The sequence below is a fragment of the Lawsonibacter sp. genome (assembly GCF_022777125.1).
Taxonomy (GTDB): domain Bacteria; phylum Bacillota; class Clostridia; order Oscillospirales; family Oscillospiraceae; genus Lawsonibacter_A; species Lawsonibacter_A hominis.
The window spans coordinates 23,371-39,274 of the sequence record NZ_JALFGV010000069.1 but is presented as its reverse complement, the minus strand read 5'-3'; the positions used below and the strand labels follow the sequence as shown (position 1 = coordinate 39,274).

Annotated in this window: 17 protein-coding genes; all 17 read left to right on the top strand. The window is 57.8% G+C overall.

Annotation, left to right across the window (positions count from 1 at the left end; all coding sequences use genetic code 11):
* The first annotated feature begins 60 nt into the window (after nucleotides 1-60).
* Entirely contained in the window at nucleotides 61-1,026 is a 966-nt protein-coding gene (locus MR825_RS05905; RefSeq protein WP_287879481.1) for a hypothetical protein, read from the top strand.
* Nucleotides 1,023-2,018, top strand: a complete 996-nt coding sequence (locus MR825_RS05900; RefSeq protein ID WP_287879480.1) for a PAS domain-containing sensor histidine kinase — start codon at nucleotides 1,023-1,025, stop codon at nucleotides 2,016-2,018. The genes MR825_RS05905 and MR825_RS05900 overlap by 4 nt, the downstream gene beginning before the upstream one ends.
* The gene (locus MR825_RS05895) at nucleotides 2,015-2,638 is read left to right on the top strand and encodes a response regulator transcription factor (RefSeq protein ID WP_287879479.1); all 624 of its coding nucleotides are present in this window, start codon (nucleotides 2,015-2,017) and stop codon (nucleotides 2,636-2,638) included. Before MR825_RS05900 ends, MR825_RS05895 begins: the two co-directional genes overlap by 4 nt.
* 175 nt (nucleotides 2,639-2,813) lie before the next feature.
* Entirely contained in the window at nucleotides 2,814-3,194 is a 381-nt protein-coding gene (locus MR825_RS05890) for a hypothetical protein (RefSeq protein ID WP_287879477.1), read from the top strand.
* A gap of 15 nt (nucleotides 3,195-3,209) precedes the next feature.
* Nucleotides 3,210-4,586, top strand: coding sequence for an extracellular solute-binding protein (locus tag MR825_RS05885; RefSeq protein ID WP_287879475.1), 1,377 nt, complete (start codon nucleotides 3,210-3,212; stop codon nucleotides 4,584-4,586).
* Nucleotides 4,587-4,616: 30 nt separating this feature from the next.
* The gene (locus tag MR825_RS05880) at nucleotides 4,617-6,206 is read left to right on the top strand and encodes a helix-turn-helix transcriptional regulator (protein ID WP_287879474.1); all 1,590 of its coding nucleotides are present in this window, start codon (nucleotides 4,617-4,619) and stop codon (nucleotides 6,204-6,206) included.
* A 219-nt stretch (nucleotides 6,207-6,425) separates the two neighbouring features.
* A complete protein-coding gene (locus MR825_RS05875; RefSeq protein ID WP_287879473.1) occupies nucleotides 6,426-6,806 on the top strand; it encodes a hypothetical protein in 381 nt (126 codons plus the stop codon).
* A 46-nt stretch (nucleotides 6,807-6,852) separates the two neighbouring features.
* On the top strand, nucleotides 6,853-8,250 hold the full coding sequence (locus MR825_RS05870; RefSeq protein WP_287879472.1) for an SPFH domain-containing protein: 1,398 nt from the start codon (nucleotides 6,853-6,855) through the stop codon (nucleotides 8,248-8,250).
* 8 nt (nucleotides 8,251-8,258) lie between these two features.
* Nucleotides 8,259-9,785: a hypothetical protein gene (locus MR825_RS05865; RefSeq protein ID WP_287879471.1), complete on the top strand. Its 1,527-nt coding sequence runs from the start codon at nucleotides 8,259-8,261 to the stop codon at nucleotides 9,783-9,785.
* Between the two features lie 43 nt (nucleotides 9,786-9,828).
* Nucleotides 9,829-11,604, top strand: a complete 1,776-nt coding sequence (locus MR825_RS05860; protein ID WP_287879470.1) for a DUF5067 domain-containing protein — start codon at nucleotides 9,829-9,831, stop codon at nucleotides 11,602-11,604.
* Entirely contained in the window at nucleotides 11,597-12,100 is a 504-nt protein-coding gene (locus tag MR825_RS05855; protein ID WP_287879468.1) for a hypothetical protein, read from the top strand. Before MR825_RS05860 ends, MR825_RS05855 begins: the two co-directional genes overlap by 8 nt.
* A 35-nt stretch (nucleotides 12,101-12,135) precedes the next feature.
* Nucleotides 12,136-12,474 (top strand): DUF5640 domain-containing protein, encoded by a 339-nt coding sequence (locus tag MR825_RS05850; protein WP_287879466.1) that lies wholly within the window; start codon nucleotides 12,136-12,138, stop codon nucleotides 12,472-12,474.
* A gap of 63 nt (nucleotides 12,475-12,537) precedes the next feature.
* Nucleotides 12,538-13,689: a Trm112 family protein gene (locus MR825_RS05845; RefSeq protein ID WP_287879464.1), complete on the top strand. Its 1,152-nt coding sequence runs from the start codon at nucleotides 12,538-12,540 to the stop codon at nucleotides 13,687-13,689.
* A 14-nt stretch (nucleotides 13,690-13,703) separates the two neighbouring features.
* A complete protein-coding gene (locus MR825_RS05840) occupies nucleotides 13,704-14,510 on the top strand; it encodes a TPM domain-containing protein (RefSeq protein WP_287879462.1) in 807 nt (268 codons plus the stop codon).
* A gap of 25 nt (nucleotides 14,511-14,535) precedes the next feature.
* A complete protein-coding gene (locus tag MR825_RS05835; protein WP_287879460.1) occupies nucleotides 14,536-15,288 on the top strand; it encodes a hypothetical protein in 753 nt (250 codons plus the stop codon).
* 26 nt (nucleotides 15,289-15,314) lie between these two features.
* On the top strand, nucleotides 15,315-15,500 hold the full coding sequence (locus tag MR825_RS14390) for a hypothetical protein (RefSeq protein ID WP_353845868.1): 186 nt from the start codon (nucleotides 15,315-15,317) through the stop codon (nucleotides 15,498-15,500).
* Nucleotides 15,497-15,895 (top strand): DUF6935 domain-containing protein, encoded by a 399-nt coding sequence (locus MR825_RS14385; RefSeq protein ID WP_441328109.1) that lies wholly within the window; start codon nucleotides 15,497-15,499, stop codon nucleotides 15,893-15,895. Before MR825_RS14390 ends, MR825_RS14385 begins: the two co-directional genes overlap by 4 nt.
* Nucleotides 15,896-15,904 lie beyond the last annotated feature (9 nt).

Below are 15,904 nucleotides of genomic sequence, written 5' to 3'. Positions count from 1 at the left end.
CCGCTGGTCCCCTTTTTCCTCATGTTAGCCTACGCACTCTTATACATAATGGGGATTCCAGTGATTAGATTGTTTTTAGGCGACCTGACCACGGTTAGCTGCCTTCTCATTGCCCTGATTTTTGAAAGCTGCATCCAGTGCGGCCTGATCCGATCCAACAGCCATTACGCCGAGCTGTTCCGGGCCTCCTCCATTGCCGCGCAGATCACTGACCGGGACTTGAACGTCTGCTATGCCGCCCAGGCCATCCAGTCGGTAGAAAGAAAGGTGCTGGAGCGGGCCAAACAGGAGACCGTGATCCTGGACGGAGGCATCCGCCTTTGCGCCGAACCCATTCGGGACGGCTATGTGTTTTGGCAGGAGGACATATCCGCCCTGCTGGCTCTGCTGGACGAGCTCTCCGGCACAAAGGAGGAACTGGAGAGCTACAACGGACTTCTGGAGGAAGAGAACAAGCAGAAGCGGCGCAGAAAAAGGCTGGAGGAGCAAAAGCGCCTCTTCGATATGGTACAGGAGACCATCAAGCCCCACCTTTTACTGCTGAGCGAGGTTTCTAAAGAACTGCAAACCGCCGGGACGGAGGACGCCGCCCGAAAGGCACTGGGGAAGCTGGCGGTCATCGGGGCCTATCTGAAGCGGCGCAGCAATCTGATTATGCTCTCCGACAGCTTGGGACAGACTCCAGCGGAGGAGCTTCATCTGTGCTTGCAGGAGTCGGAGGCCAATCTGCGGCTATGCGGCGTGACCTGCGCCCTGCGCTTCGATCTCGCGGCCCAGCTGCCCTTTGACGCTGTGGGCACCCTCTTTGATTTTTACGAGACAGCGGTGGAGCTGTCTCTTGATACCCTCACCGATCTGACCGTCTTTGCCACGGGGAACGCATGGTCACCGCGGATTACCTTGATGCTCTCCTGTGACGCGGATCTGGCGGAGCTCTCCACTGCCTTTGAAAACGCCAGCATCACAAAGGAGGACGGAGTTTGGTATTGCGCCCTGACCATTACCGAGGGAGGTGACACCCCATGACATGGTTTCGCAGAGAGCGGATCGGCAGGGCTTCTATCAAGGAGAGTCTTGACAACCTCCCCTCCGGTATCTGCTTCGCAGATCAAAGCGGCCTCGTGATCCTGAGCAACAGACAGATGTACCGGCTCTGCTACACCCTGATGGGCGTGGACCTGCAGCATATCTCCGAACTGCTGGACGCGCTGGAAAAACCACAAGCCGGCATCCAGAGCGTAGGTGCGGACACCAACGTCTACCGTTTCCCCGAAGGCAAGGTGTGGAAGTTTACCCAAAGCTCCATCACCGACGCCGATGGCAACGCCTATACCCAGGTGCTGGCAGTGGATGTCACCGCCCTCTATGAAAAGGAGGACGAGCTGCAACAGGAAAACCGGCGGCTGGAGGAAGTAAACGCGCGAGCCAGAAATCTCTATGCCCAGCTTGATAACATTGTGCGGGAGGAGGAAAACTTTGCCGTGAAAACCCATGTTCACGACGAGATGGGCGAGCTGCTGGGACTGACCCGCAATATGCTCACCCAAAGGGAGCTTCCTCCGGAGAGGCTGAAAGCCCTTGGCAAACGCTGGGAACACATCGGCGACACCCTGGGCGCTGTCGGGAAACAGGATGGGGACGCCTTTGACTCGGATAAGACCCTGGCGGAGTTGACTGAGGGGATTGCCGGAATCGGCGTTGCGCTCCATGTCCGGGGTGAGTTCCCCCAAAAGAGCGGCGCCGCTTATCTGCTGACCGCCGCTGTGCGGGAATGTGCCATCAATACGGTGCGCCACGCCAAGGGCAGTGAAATGACGGTGGAGCTGACTAAAACACCTCACGCCCTGACCGCCTCCATCACCAACGACGGCCTGGCTCCCGCGGGCGAAGTCATAGAGGGCGGCGGCCTGAGTGCTCTGCGCCGCCGGATCGAAGGTACGGGCGGCTCCATGCAGGTGGAAAGCACCCCACGTTTCAGGCTTGTGATTACCCTGCCCGGAAAGGAGGAAACGCCATGATAAACGTGCTTCTTGTGGAGGATCGGAAAATGTCCCGGGACAGCATGATCGGCTACATGAAAGGCTCTGACCGCTACAAACTGGCAGCCCAGACCTCCAACGCGGGCATGGCGGAGCTTTTGTGTATGCAAAACCGCATCGATCTCATTTTGATGGATGTATGTACTGCCAACAATGAGGACGGCATTGAGGCCACCGCCGCCATCAAGCGGCATTTCCCTGGCGTGAAGGTCATCATCGTCACCGGTATGACCACCATAGACTTGCTGGAGCGGGCCAAGGCCGCCGGGGCGGACAGTTTCTGGTACAAGGAGATCGAGGGAGACGAGCTGCTGGACGTGATGGACCGCACCATGGACGGCGAACACATCTATCCTGATAAAACACCTCATGTCCAGATTGGCAATATGTCCTCCGCCGAGATCTCCGGTCGTGAGCTGGAGGTGCTGCGGCTGATGGCGGAGGGCAGCACAGACGGAGCGATTGCCGAAAAGCTCTGCGTCAGCGTAGCGGCTGTCCGCTACCATGTGACTCAGCTTTTGCAAAAGACTGGTTACGAAAACCGGGTCAGGTTGATTGCCGACCTCATCAACAAGGACTTCATCGTCCCTGGCTTGTAACGGCCCAAATCCGAACTATGATTCTCGCCCGGTATGGAACCGGGCGAGAAATTTTTTGCCCTTCCTCAAAAAACTATCATTTCTGATAGGGCACTTTTTTTACATATCTCTAATATAGAAGCTGTAAAGATGGTCCGGCTTGACATTTGGGGTTTAAGCAGAGGGAGGCAGCAAAATGCGATACATCATTATTCACATGAAGAACTATGTCTTTTCTGACGCAGTTTCTCAGGCGCTGCAAAACGATGGGCAAAAGGATCTCCTGGTGACAAAGGTATATACCCAGGAGGAACTGGAGCAGTATATCGGCTTCGCCTCCGTCCTTTTGTTGGAAGTTACCCGGTATCCCTCTTATACGGTGGAGGAGAGACTGAAGCTCCGGGACAGGGTCAAGGCGGCGAACCCGGACTGCAAGATCGTATTTGTCGTGGATGAGAACTCAGAGCCGGAGGTGGCCGACCGGGTGCGCAAAGCGAAAAAGGACGGTCTCATCGACCAGTTCATCTATGGCTCCATCAGCGCCAGCTATCTGGTGGCCCTGGTGGACACGCTTTAATGAGGGAAAGATGATATGAAACAGAGAAAACCGATACTGGCGATTCTGACGGCGCTGGCACTTCTCGTGACCTGCGGCGGCTGTACTGCCGGACGGCCGGCAAAGGGGCCGGTGACCGTGACATTGTGGCACGTCTATGGCGGGCAGACCGATTCGCCCCTCAATGATCTCATTGACCAGTTCAATCAGACTGTTGGCGCGGAGGAGGGCATCCGTATCCAGGTCACATCGGTTTCCAATACCAATACCATCCATGAGGCGGTGCTGGCCTCCGCCAACAGCCAGCCAGGGGCCTCGGAGCTGCCTGACCTGTTCATCTCCTATCCAAAAACGGTACTGGCCATGCCGGACAGCGGCGTTTTGGTGGATTACCGGGACTACTTTTCTCAGGAGGAATTGGCAGAGTTTATTCCGTCCTTCCTGGATGAGGGCGTGATCGACGGCAGGCAGGTGATCCTCCCGGTGGCGAAATCCACGGAAATTATGTTTATCAATAAGACTGCCTACGACGCTTTTTCCGCCGCCACCGGGGTCCAGCTCTCAGAGCTTTCCACCTGGGAGGGCATTTTTCGTCAGGCAAAGGAATACTACGACTGGACGGACGCCCAGACGCCGGATGTTCCCCATGATGGGAAAATCTTTTTCGTCCACGATTACCACTTCAACTATTTTCAGGTGGGCGTGGAGTCTTTGGGAGAGGCGTTCTTTGACGGAGACGCACTGGCCTTTGGCCCCCAGTTTACCGCCGCCTGGGAGCCCTACGCCGAAGCGGCGCTCAGCGGCGGGATATGGCTCCAGGGCGGATACGCCACCGAGCCGTTGCGGACCGGAGACTCCATCGTCTCCGTGGCCTCCTCCGCCAGCGTACTCTACTACAGCAACGTAGTCACCTACGGGGACAACACCTCCGAGGAGGTGGAGCTAATCGCTATGCCCTGCCCCGTCTTTGAAAACGGAGAGAAGCTGGTGATCCAGCGGGGCGGCGGATTTTGCACCGTGAAATCCACACCGGAACGGGAGCAGGCGGCGGTCACCTTCCTGAAATGGCTCACAGACCCACAGCGCAACGTGGAGTTTGTGACGAAAGTGGGCTATATGCCGGTCAAGCAGGAATCCTTTGATGTCTATCTCCCCACTGCCATCGAGGCGCTGGATGACCCCAAGTATGTGGAACTCTACAAAGCCTTTTTGGAAACGCAGGAAAACTACACATTCTATACGATGCCCCAGGTGGATACCTACCTGGATCTGGAGACCCGTTTTGAAAAAGGCATCCGGCTTCAGTTGACCTCCGGCAGAAAGGAGTATCTGGACAACGGCGAAGACCCGGCTGTCTTGGATCAGCTGATTCAGGACTGTTATCAGAATTTTAAGAACACCTATCAGAAATAAGATACCGGCAGAGAAAAGCGAGGTGGAAATATGCGCAATCGTGTCGGCGAGCTGCTGACATTGACAAAAGAGGCCAGGCATCAGAGCATCAGCATGAAGCGCAAGCTCATGCTGTACTGGGTCATGATGGCTCTGGTGGTGTTCGCCCTCTTTCTCGTGGTTCTCAGCTTTGCGGGAGTATTTTCCAATCCCGCCCGCAAATTAAACCAGGATCTGGAGGCCCGGCTCTCCAATACATACGCCGACATGACCGGCCACTTTGACACCCTGGCCGCCCAGTGCATCCATCTGTCGGGGCAGGCGTCCACGCAGATTGAGGAGGCCCTTGGCTACGGCGTCTCCATCCAGACACTGAACGATCAGCCGGAGCAGCTGGCGGCGCTCCAGCAGGCGCTGTATCCGACCCTGAATACGACCTTGCAGACCGGGGACTGCAGCGGGGCTTTTCTGATCCTGGACGCCACGGTGAACACCCAAGCCCCGGGAGCGGAGCACTCCCGAAGCGGCCTGTACCTTCGCTATGCCTGCCTGAGCGCAGCCAGCCCGGTCAACCAGCATGTGACCTACTTCCGGGGCTCCTCTGAAATCGCCCGGGCCGAGGGCCTGGAGCTGCACAACCGCTGGAACCTGGAGTTTGACATCGACCGCTTTCCCGGCTACCGTGAGTCCATGGGGCAGACCATGCCCCAGCTGTCCGGTGCCTGTTTCTGGAGCCGCCGCATCAATCTGAAGGACACCTGGGAGGATGCGCTGCTGCTGTGCGTCCCTATCGTGGGCAGCGATGGCTCTGTCTGCGGCCTGTGCGGTGTAGAACTGAGCGCCCTGTACTTCCAGCTGGCCTACCCCGCTCCGGAAGGCGAGTTTGGGCACATGATCGTCGCCCTGGGGTCCGCCGACGGCAATGTGTTCAGCCTTTCGGACGGCGTGCTGGGAGGCCAGGACGGGACGCATTTGGACATCGCCCAGGAACTGCGGATCAAAAGGGAGTCCTATTTTTATACCTATACGACAGAGGGGCAGGACACCTATATCGGTCTCCACCGCAGACTGCCATTCGCCACGCAGGACGGCGGCGAGATGACCGTGGCCGTTCTGGTACCGGAGCAGAGCTACCGCGGCGCCGCCTCCCTCAACCGCATGGCATGGATCGGCGGTTCTCTGGCCTTTTTGCTGGCCATGCTGGCGCTGGCGATGTTCTTCTCCCGGCGGTTTGTCAAACCCATCGTCCAAAGCCTGGAGGCGATCCAGCGGGACACCTCCTTCCCAGAGGGCAGCTCCGGGATCTCGGAGATCGACGAGCTGATGGCCTTTTTCCAGTCTAAGGCCGGCCAGACACAGCCCGGTGATGAGCTGCCGCCCAAAATCGAGGCGTTCTTCTCCGATTTCCTCCACCGTGTGGAACAGCTGACACCCATGGAGCGGACGGTCCTGCAATATTATATTGACGGCTATAAAATCGAAGAAACTGCCGCACGGGCCTTTATCAGCGTCAACACGGCAAAAAAGCATAACACCAACATCAACCGTAAGCTGGGCGTCACCACCCGGGAGGAACTGATGCTCTACATTGACCTCTTCCGCCGGTGCGGAAGGCTGGAACAGATCGCCTACCACATCTGAACGCGGCCCGCTGGTCACACGACCAGCGGGCCCTTTTGTTTTTGCAAAATCAATATATTGTGTGCTGCAAAAACAAAATTCAATATCTTGTATACTACTCAGTAGTATTTTCCTGAAATTGCCCCAAAATACTACTCAGGACCATATCATTTCCCGCACCTTTTTGATAAAAGAAATACAGAAGCGCCAGATACCGGCGGCTGAAAGGTGGTGAGAATGATGAGTCAAATTCCAAAGGAACTGCTGCAGGACTGCTCCACACGGGAGGCGTTTTGCTTTGCGCTGCACTGTGCGGAATGTGGAACGGCCTGGCGGTCAAGACCCGTCCGCTTCTCCCGCGCGGGGGTCGATCCCCCCAACGAGGGAAAGCGCGTGATCTTCGACGCCCTTTACAAGCGGGAGAAGGAGGCCGCGCTGCTGCGGGCTGCAGCGGAGGCCGGAAAGGCGTTCAATCAATGCCCCATCTGCCACCGGCTGGTATGCGACCACTGCTTCCTGATCTGCGAGGAATTGGATCTGTGTACCTCCTGCGCCGCCCGCTTACAGGAGCAGGGAAGCCCAGTGGCGCCGGTAATGGGCGAAAAAGTAAGCTCGGTATAGTCAAATAGCAGACATATCCAATCAGAAAAACAAGGAGGAACTACTTATGGGACTTATTAAGGCAGCATTGGGCAGCGCGGGCGGCGTATTGGCCGACCAGTGGAAGGAGTATTTTTACTGCGAGTCCATCCCTGCAGACATTCTGGCGGTAAAGGGGCAAAAGCGCACCTCTGGCCGCTCCAGCAATACCAAGGGCAGCGACAACATCATTACCAGCGGCTCCATCATTGCCGTGGCCGACGGCCAGTGCATGATGATCGTGGAGCAGGGCAAGGTGGTGGAGGTCTGCGCCGAGCCGGGCGAGTTTACCTTCGACGCCTCCACCGAACCCAGCATCTTTTCCGGCAATCTGGGCGAGAGCATCGGCCAGGTGTTCCAGCAGATCGGCAAGCGGTTCACTTTCGGCGGCGAGGCTCCCAAGGACCAGCGGGTCTACTACTTCAACACCAAGGAGATCATCGGCAACAAGTACGGCACCGCCTCTCCGGTCCCCTTCCGGGTGGTGGACCAGCGAGCGGGCATCGACCTGGACATCTCCATCCGCTGCTTCGGCGAGTACAGCTACAAGCTCGTCAATCCGCTGCTGTTCTATACCAACGTCTGCGGCAACGTGGCGCAGTCGTACAGCCGAACAGAGATCGACAGCCAGCTGAAAAGTGAGCTACTGACTGCCCTCCAGCCCGCCTTTGCCCGCATCAGTGAAATGGGCATCCGCTACTCCGCCCTGCCCGGCCACACGGAGGAGCTGTCCCAGGCGCTGAAGGACATCCTCTCGGAGAAGTGGCGGGACAGGCGCGGCATCGAGATCGGCGCAGTGGGCGTCAATTCCGTGAAGGCCAACGAGGAAGACGAGCAGATGATCAAGGAGATGCAGCGGGAAGCGGCCTACTCCGATCCCACCCGCGCCGCCGGCGCCCTGACCCGGGCTCAGGCCGAGGCCATGAAGGCGGCGGCCTCCAATACCGCCACCGGACCTGCTATGGCCTTTATGGGTATGGGGATGGCCGGTCAGATGGGCGGCATGAACGCACAAAACCTCTACGCCATGGGTCAGCAGCAGGCCCAGCAGCCCGCCCCTACGGCTCCTGCTGGCTGGACCTGCTCCTGCGGTCAGGGCGGCAACACGGGCAAGTTCTGCCAGAGCTGCGGTAAGCCCCAGACCGCCCCCGCCGGGAGCTGGCAGTGCAGCTGCGGCGCCACGGCCACCGGGAAGTTCTGCCCGGAGTGCGGCAAGCCCAAGCCTGCGGACGGCGTCGGCTGGACCTGCTCCTGCGGCGCGGTGAATAAGGGCAAGTTCTGCGCCGAATGCGGCAAGCCCAAGCCCGCCGGCGTACCCCAGTACAAGTGCGACAAATGCGGCTGGGAGCCGCCCGATCCTGCCCATCCTCCCAAGTTCTGCCCCCAGTGCGGTGATCCCTTCGATGACGGCGATCTCCAGGGATGAACCGAAAAATGAAGATTCTGGGTATCCTGGCTTCTGCAGCTTTGGCTGCTTTAGTGGGAACGGGGCTGTATCTGCGTTTTGGCCTCCAGGTCTTAGACCGTCCCGGCATGGAAAACCCGGCGGCACCTATGCTGGAACTGCTGAGTGCCGAGTGGACATCGGAGGACGGCGTGTGGAGCGCACACATAGATGACTACAAACTCTATCTCAGCTACCGGCAGGAGCTGGTATATAGCGGTAGTTTCTCCTTCGATTTCCAGGTGGATGACCTGAACGTCAAGACAGAGCTTAACTTCTATGATAAGCAATTTGAAAGCGAGGCCGGGAGCGTCTCCAGTACCATGGAGAGCCTCTATATGGAAAACCGCAGGCTGCACCTGGACATAACCGTTTCAAAAGAGGAAGAGGGCAGTGTGAGACAGCAGGCTGTCCTGAACCGGGTAGAGTACGGCAAGCCCGCTGAAAGTGAATCGGGGGAAATACGGGAGGTTTCAGAAATGGCGGAATTGGTGGAGTTCTCATGGGATCAAATTACCATTGGCGATAACGGTTTTCGATTCCACATCGTTTGTGCCGGACAGAATCCTATTGATCCCCGCCTGTCTTGCAGATATATGGACCAGGAAGCCCATGAAATCGTACAAATCGGGGATGAGGGTAGCATAGAGCTATGCCCAACCATTCCCTCAGCGCGGTGGGAGGAACTGGCTGATTTTCTGCGCAAAGCGGAGCTGCCTGCCTACCATGAGCCAGGCCCGAGTCCTGCGGGCGATATGGAGGTACACGCGGTTCCATTTGTCAGTAAGATCCAGGTCACATGGCGGGACGGCGGCGAAGAGTTTACCAACAGCTACAGAGGTCACTATGCCGACGAGCTGCTGGAACTGCTCAAGAACATCGCAAGAGAAACAAATTCCCAAAAGAGCGGCCAGAACCAGCCCGCCCCGGAGGGGAGCTGGACTTGCTCCTGCGGACAGGCCGGGAACACAGGGCGGTTCTGTACGGAGTGCGGCCAGCCCAAGCCCGCTGAAAACGAAACTGGGGAAATGCGGAAGGTTTCTGAAATGGCAAAATTAGTGGAATTTTCCTGGCATCAAAGCGCCATGAGCTACGATGGCTGTTTTGATTTCCGGATCACAGCCTCTGAGCAGGAATCCGCCGCGCCCCGCCTGTACTGCGATTATACGGATCCGGAGACCGGCGAGCGCATCGAGATCGGAGAGGAAAGCTCCGGCTTTCAGGGATTCCGGCTGGATGGAACACGAACTGACAATACGGCGTGTCCGCCAGTCCCCTTAGAACGCTGGGAAGAACTGGCTGACTTCCTGCGCAGGGCGGAGCTATCCCCCTACAGCCCGCCGGAACCGGGCCTTATGGACGCAACCGACAGTAATATCCAGGTCACATGGCGGGAGAACGGTGAAGAGCTTACCAACAGCTACAGTGGTATCTATGCCCATGAGCTGCTGAGGCTGCTTCAGGACATTGCGGGGGAAGTATCCCTCAATGCCTTGGAAGAACCAAAACCGGAATGAGAGCTGTAAAAGCACTTGTTCCATGAAAAAGGAGGAAATGCAGGTGAAAATTAAGATAAAACGGTCTCTTGCAATGATATTGGCGCTGGTGATGGCGCTCTCCCTGGCCGCCTGCGGCGGAGATAAGGGCAAGGGCGGCGCCGATGACGGCGACAAGGCGGAGACCATCACCCTGGGCAAGTACACCGCCGTATTCAAGGGGTATACGCTTACCAAGGACGATGAGGGCAATGACGCGATGGTCCTGACCTATGACTACACCAACGGAAACAAGGACGAGCAATCCTTTGCCTGGGCGTTCATGTTTGAGGCGACCCAAGCCGGTGAGGCGCTGGGCTCCCCGATGTACGATGAAAACAACAACCAGATCACCAAAAATTATGAGGAGAAGGTCAAGAAGGGCCAGACGCTGGAGGTGGCTATTGCCCTCACGCTGGTCAACACGACGGATGATGTGATCATTGTCTTCTCTGATTTTGACGATCATGAATACACCCAGACCGTCAAGCTGTCCGGCTCCGGCACTCAGGATAGCGGCCCGGAGGAGGCCGGCAGTTACCAGCTCTATGAGATGACATTCGAGGGTGATGTTTTCGACCATGATTTCCTGGAGACCTCGGGGTTCGAGCTGTATACCATGGAACTGGCCGCAGATGGTACCGGCTGGCTCCAGATAGATGGCAGGGGCTCCCTTACCTGGGGTGACGGGAAAATCACCGTGGACGGGTCCGGCGCCGTCTACACCTATACATACAAAGACGGGATGATCGTTCTTGAGGAGTCCACCGGCGAGTCGATGACCTTCCAGAAGACGGGTACTGCGGGCGCTTCCGGCGGATTGAAACCGGTGGGCGGAGACGGCTCCGACGCGGAGCTGACAGCCTATCAGCAGTATTGGAACGGCGACTGGTACGGCTGGACGGCCTACAGCAACGGCACCAATGACTATTCCTCCCTGGACGGCTTCTATATGGACTGCATGGCCAGGATCGAGATCGACGAAAACGGAGAGGGCGCTTTGATCCTCTGGGACGAGGCCACCTCCGTGGACGATCCCCGGGCCGGCGTGACGGTGTGTATCTCCGACGGCGGCTTTGAGCAGGGACGGCTCAAGAGCGAGGACGGCTGGTTCTCGGACGGCGATGTCGGCAACGCCGACTGGCTGGTGGACCCGGACGGCTTGGGCTATGAAAATCTCATCTGCATCGAGGGCAGCTATAAGGATCCGGATGATTTTTTCAGCGGCTATGATTATACGATCTACCTGCGGCCCTGGGGCCTGGACTGGGCGGACATTGAGGCAGATCAGCCCGATGGTCTGCCGGATCACTACGACTGGTATCTGTCTGCCATCCAGACCGGCGCGGAGATGCCGGAAGTGATCGGCGGCGACTACGGCGGCCTCGCCCCCGGAGAGATACCTGACAGCCAGATGGAGCCCCAGGGCGGAAACGACCCCAACGCCTCCGCGGTGGACGGTACCTGGCAGGTGCCCGTTTACGGCGACTACGGCCTGTCCAAGGCCAGCGCCACCGGCGTCGTTCCGATGACGCGGGATGAACTGGTTGATCGAATCGGCTTCTACGCCGATTCTCAGATCGGCTCTGCCCCATACGACAGCCTTTATAATTCCATGGGTTATATCCACGGCAAGCCCCTGATCGATGATCCCCGGTGGGATACGGGCAAGACCCATGTCTATCAGTGGTCCATTGAGAGCGGGGAGTACGCCACCCTGGTCTTTGAGGTGACAGACTACTCCATCGGGATCGAAAAGCTGCAATCGGTGGAGACCAGTCCGGGCCTGCTGGATGGATGAGGCCATGAAAAAAGGGTTACTTACGATAAAAAAGATCCTTTGGCTTCTCTTCACCGCAGCTATACTGCTGGCTTTGCCCGCCTGCGGAGGCTTCGGAGAAACCGACAGCGGTGCGCCTAAGACGGTTTCGGCCTCCGGCGATATGGTGACAGCGGAGCTGCCCTCCGGCTGGAGCCTGGTTTCCGGCACCGACATGAACGGTGTTGACCTTGCGGACTTCATCTGCCATGCAGAGGAATTTGAGTTGGGCGACCCCTATCTGCAGGCACAGGAGTATTTTGGAGGCATTGAGGCGGCGCGGGCTGTTCTGGAGTCGGAGGATCCCTACGGAACCTATGCCGGGACAAAAGAGCTGGCCAACGGTACTTGGTATCTGGCTGAAAATGCCGCTGCCGCGCAGCTTGGTGAGAAAGCACTCCTGGTGAAGGGCTACCAGTGCGATTTTAGAAGCGAGGAGGTACAGAGCATCCTCGGCAGCCTCCAGTTAGTTCAATAAACCATATTACATTGCATAAAGAAAGGTAAATTGTTATGAAAAAGTTTTTATCTGTTATTTGCTGTTTGGCCATCATCCTCTCCCTCGCCGCCTGCGGTGGCGGCGGAGGCGACGCCCTCAAGGGGACCTGGGAACAGGCGGGCACTGATTATGGCACCGTGACATGGAAGTTTGACGGGAAAGGCGGCTTCACCAGCGAGAGCGATTTCTTTGATAACAAGGGTACCTATACCATCGACGGCAGCCAAGTGACGATTACAAGGGAAGGCGATTTCGCCGATCCGGTCGTGTATGATTTTGCGGTTTCGGGCAGCAGCCTGACCCTCACGGCAACAGACGGCCTGGCTCCCGACTATGATCTGACGAAGAAATAACGCTGCGAAATACAGCCCCATGCGGGCTCGTCCGCATGGGGCTGGTCAGGGAGGGAACTGCTTATGCCAGCACAAATTACCGAATACAAATGTCCCGCCTGTACCGGCCCGCTCCACTTCGTAGGCGAGTCCGGAAAGCTGGAGTGTGATTACTGCGGCCAGAGCTACGACGTAGCGGAGATTGAGGCGCTCTATGCCGGACAGGAGGCAAAAGCGGAGGCCGCTTTTCAAGAGGCGGATGCAAAGGGGGAAAATGGTGGGCCGGGAGAAGAACCAGCATGGGATACCTCCGGGCTCCAGGAGGATTGGGGTACGGACGGTGAGGGAATGAAAGCGTACAGCTGTCCCTCCTGCGGCGCGGAACTGATTTGCGACGCCACCACCGCCGCCACCAGCTGCCCCTACTGCGGCAACAATACCATCGTGCCCGGACAGTTTGGCGGCACCATGAAGCCGGATTATGTACTCCCCTTTAAGCTGGACAAAACGGCCGCTGTCGCGGCACTGAAAAAGCACTACAGTAAAAAATTCTTCCTGCCCCGCACCTTCTCCAGCGGCAATCATCTGGAGGAAGTCCAGGGAATCTATGTCCCCTTCTGGCTGTTTGATGCCGGTGCGGAGGTAGACTGCCGGTTCCACACCACCCGCTCCCATACCCACACGGACGGGGATTACCGGGTCACCGTCACCGAACATTTTGATGTGTGGCGCTCCGGCACCATGGAGTTTGAGCGGATACCTGTAGACGGCTCCAAGAAGATGCCCGATGACTACATGGATTCCATTGAGCCCTTTGACTACACCGGACTGAAACCCTTTTCCACCGCCTATCTCCCCGGATACCTTGCGGATAAATACGATGTGACCGCCCAGGAGAGCATGGAACGTGCCGACCGGCGGTGCCACAATTCCGCCATTGACCAGATGCGCCGGGATGTATCCGGCTATGAGACAGTGAATCAGGTGGGCGGGAATGTCCGCCTTCGCCGCGGCAAGGTGCATTACGCGCTGATGCCGGTGTGGACCCTTCGCACCAGGTGGAAGGATAAGGACTACCTCTTTATGATGAACGGCCAGACGGGCAAGATGGTGGGCGATTTGCCCGTGTCCAATGGAAAGGTCACGGTGTTCTTCGCCGTCCTGGCCGTGGCGCTCAGCGGCCTGATGCTCTGGAGCGGACTGGGCCAATGGATTGCGAGAGCCTTTTTGACCTGAGAGGAGGGGGCAGAATGAAAAAACGAATCAGTTCCCTTCTGACCGTGATGGCGCTGGCCCTCTTTCTCTGTGTCCCTGCCCTGGCCGCGGGCTTTGATGAGGCCGAGCTGTACTTTGTCACCGATGAAGCCGGGCTCCTCTCCGAGCAGGAGTGGTCTGATCTGGAGGCGCGGGCGGAGGAGATTTCCCTAAAATACAAATGCGGCGTGTATATCATCGCGGTGGACAACTTCGCCAACTATGCCGATGGCAATGACGTGGTGGAGGCCGCAAAGAACCTCTACCGGGAGTACTCCCTGGGCTACGGCGGAGAGAAAAGCGGTGTGCTGCTCCTGCTTTCCATGGCGGAGCGGGACTATGACCTTTTGGCCTACGGCTATGGCAATACCGCTTTTACCGACTATGGCAAGGATAAGCTCGCCGAGAAATTCCTGGACAATTTCAAGAATGACGACTGGTACGGCGGCTTTCAGGACTATCTGGAAAAGAGCGGCTCCATGCTTCAGTCCGCCCGGGAGGGGCATCCCCTGGATGTGGACAGCAACCCCCTGATCCGTCTGGCCGGGATCGGCATTTCCCTGCTGGTGGGCTGCGTGGCGGCCTTCGTGATCGCCGTGGGGGTGTCGGATCGCATGATGAAGTCCGTGTCAGCCAAGACAAAAGCCGACGCCTACCTCATCGCCGGGAGCGTGGAGATCACGGGGCGGGAGGATCACTTTACCCATACCACCGAGACCCACACGAAAATCGAGAAAAGCTCCGGAAGCGGCGGCACCACCGTAGACAGCGATGGTTTCTCCAGCAAGAGCGGGAAATTTTAATCAGTGATTTCAGGAGGATTTGGTTATGAAAAGAACAACGAAACGGGCAGTCAGCCTTTTGCTCGCCCTTTGTATGATTCTGGCACTGGCCGGCTGCGGAAAAAAGAAAACAGGAACAGATGCCCCTGCCCCCAGCACTGGCAGCTCCACCCAAACGCCCGGCACAACCACACAGGAGCCCGTTGTATCGGAACCCACGCCGGGACCGGTCATGCCGGAGCCGGCGGCAAACGTGGATCCCGAGGACATGAAGTGGGGCTATGAAAACGACGGCAGCAACGACTATGTGCATTGGTACCCGGACGGCGACAAGCGGTCGGACTACTATCTCATGTTTGAAGACGGCTATCTGACCATTGACGATGGCGGTGAGCGCACGAATATGCCCATGGAAAGCGAGAATGGACACTATGTGAACAGCTTTGAGGGAGACCCGGCGGTGGACTTTGTGTTCCTCGACAACCTGACCTGCTATGACCTGGTGGGAGAGCAGTGGTATATGAGCGCCATCTATGAGGAGGCGGTGGCCTCCCTCACCGCCGGCACCTTCTACTGCGAGGCGGGCGACCAGTGGAGCTTCACCTTCTATGATGACGGAACCTATTCCCTCGATTTCGACGGCGAGATTACGGAGGGCCAGTGGTGGTTCAACGACGCCTGCACTATCTGCTTCATGGATGACTACGGCGAAGCCTGGATCGAGGTCTACTATGATGCCGGCAGCTGGGAGATCACGGGCCTGGAGTATGTCAGCGAGATGTATTATCCCAGAGCCTGACCGGACACGAAAAAGGAGAGTACATAATGAGTATTTTTGACCAGATGAAGAGCAAGGTCCAGTCCCAGCTCAAGACGGCGGCCCGATCCGCCATGCAGAACCTGGGCAATCAGAAAGAAACCTTTACGTTCGCTGCCCTGCCCGAGAGCGTGGATCAAATGCGGGCCCTTCCCGAGGCGGCGATGGATACCCCTTCAAGACGGCGGCGCTGACGGTATGCGCCCTGTGTGCCTTTGCCGCGGATCAGGCGGTGGGCACCGAACTGCTGAACTTCCTCCGGGGGCCGCGGCCACTGAACGGGCAGGACATCTCCTTTATCAAGGATCGCTTCCGGGGCGGAGCCCGCAGTTATATCATCTTTTCCTATTTCGCCGGCGCTACACCGGAGAACAACTACACTCCCACCCAGCCCTATACTGTCACAATTTCCTCGGACCCGCACTCCTATGACGAGGAAAACTACGCCCGGCTCTATGTCGCCTGCGGCGGTGCGGACAGCCCCCGGCCTGTTAAACTGCGAAAGAAAGCGGATGGTCAGTGGTGTCTGTGGGAACAGTACCTGCTGACCGACATCCGCCAGCCGAAGGCGAATGACCCGTGGGCATAGCCGGCTGTT

Excerpts from the sequence above, each read along its gene's own strand:
- MR825_RS05900 (WP_287879480.1), top strand. The coding sequence starts at position 1,023 with ATGACATGGTTTCGCAGAGAGCGGATCGGCAGGGCTTCTATCAAGGAG.
- MR825_RS05895 (WP_287879479.1), top strand. The coding sequence starts at position 2,015 with ATGATAAACGTGCTTCTTGTGGAGGATCGGAAAATGTCCCGGGACAGC.
- MR825_RS05890 (WP_287879477.1), top strand. The coding sequence starts at position 2,814 with ATGCGATACATCATTATTCACATGAAGAACTATGTCTTTTCTGACGCA.
- MR825_RS05885 (WP_287879475.1), top strand. The coding sequence starts at position 3,210 with ATGAAACAGAGAAAACCGATACTGGCGATTCTGACGGCGCTGGCACTT.
- MR825_RS05880 (WP_287879474.1), top strand. The coding sequence starts at position 4,617 with ATGCGCAATCGTGTCGGCGAGCTGCTGACATTGACAAAAGAGGCCAGG.
- MR825_RS05875 (WP_287879473.1), top strand. The coding sequence starts at position 6,426 with ATGAGTCAAATTCCAAAGGAACTGCTGCAGGACTGCTCCACACGGGAG.
- MR825_RS05870 (WP_287879472.1), top strand. The coding sequence starts at position 6,853 with ATGGGACTTATTAAGGCAGCATTGGGCAGCGCGGGCGGCGTATTGGCC.
- MR825_RS05865 (WP_287879471.1), top strand. The coding sequence starts at position 8,259 with ATGAAGATTCTGGGTATCCTGGCTTCTGCAGCTTTGGCTGCTTTAGTG.
- MR825_RS05855 (WP_287879468.1), top strand. The coding sequence starts at position 11,597 with ATGGATGAGGCCATGAAAAAAGGGTTACTTACGATAAAAAAGATCCTT.
- MR825_RS05850 (WP_287879466.1), top strand. The coding sequence starts at position 12,136 with ATGAAAAAGTTTTTATCTGTTATTTGCTGTTTGGCCATCATCCTCTCC.
- MR825_RS05845 (WP_287879464.1), top strand. The coding sequence starts at position 12,538 with ATGCCAGCACAAATTACCGAATACAAATGTCCCGCCTGTACCGGCCCG.
- MR825_RS05840 (WP_287879462.1), top strand. The coding sequence starts at position 13,704 with ATGAAAAAACGAATCAGTTCCCTTCTGACCGTGATGGCGCTGGCCCTC.
- MR825_RS05835 (WP_287879460.1), top strand. The coding sequence starts at position 14,536 with ATGAAAAGAACAACGAAACGGGCAGTCAGCCTTTTGCTCGCCCTTTGT.
- MR825_RS14390 (WP_353845868.1), top strand. The coding sequence starts at position 15,315 with ATGAGTATTTTTGACCAGATGAAGAGCAAGGTCCAGTCCCAGCTCAAG.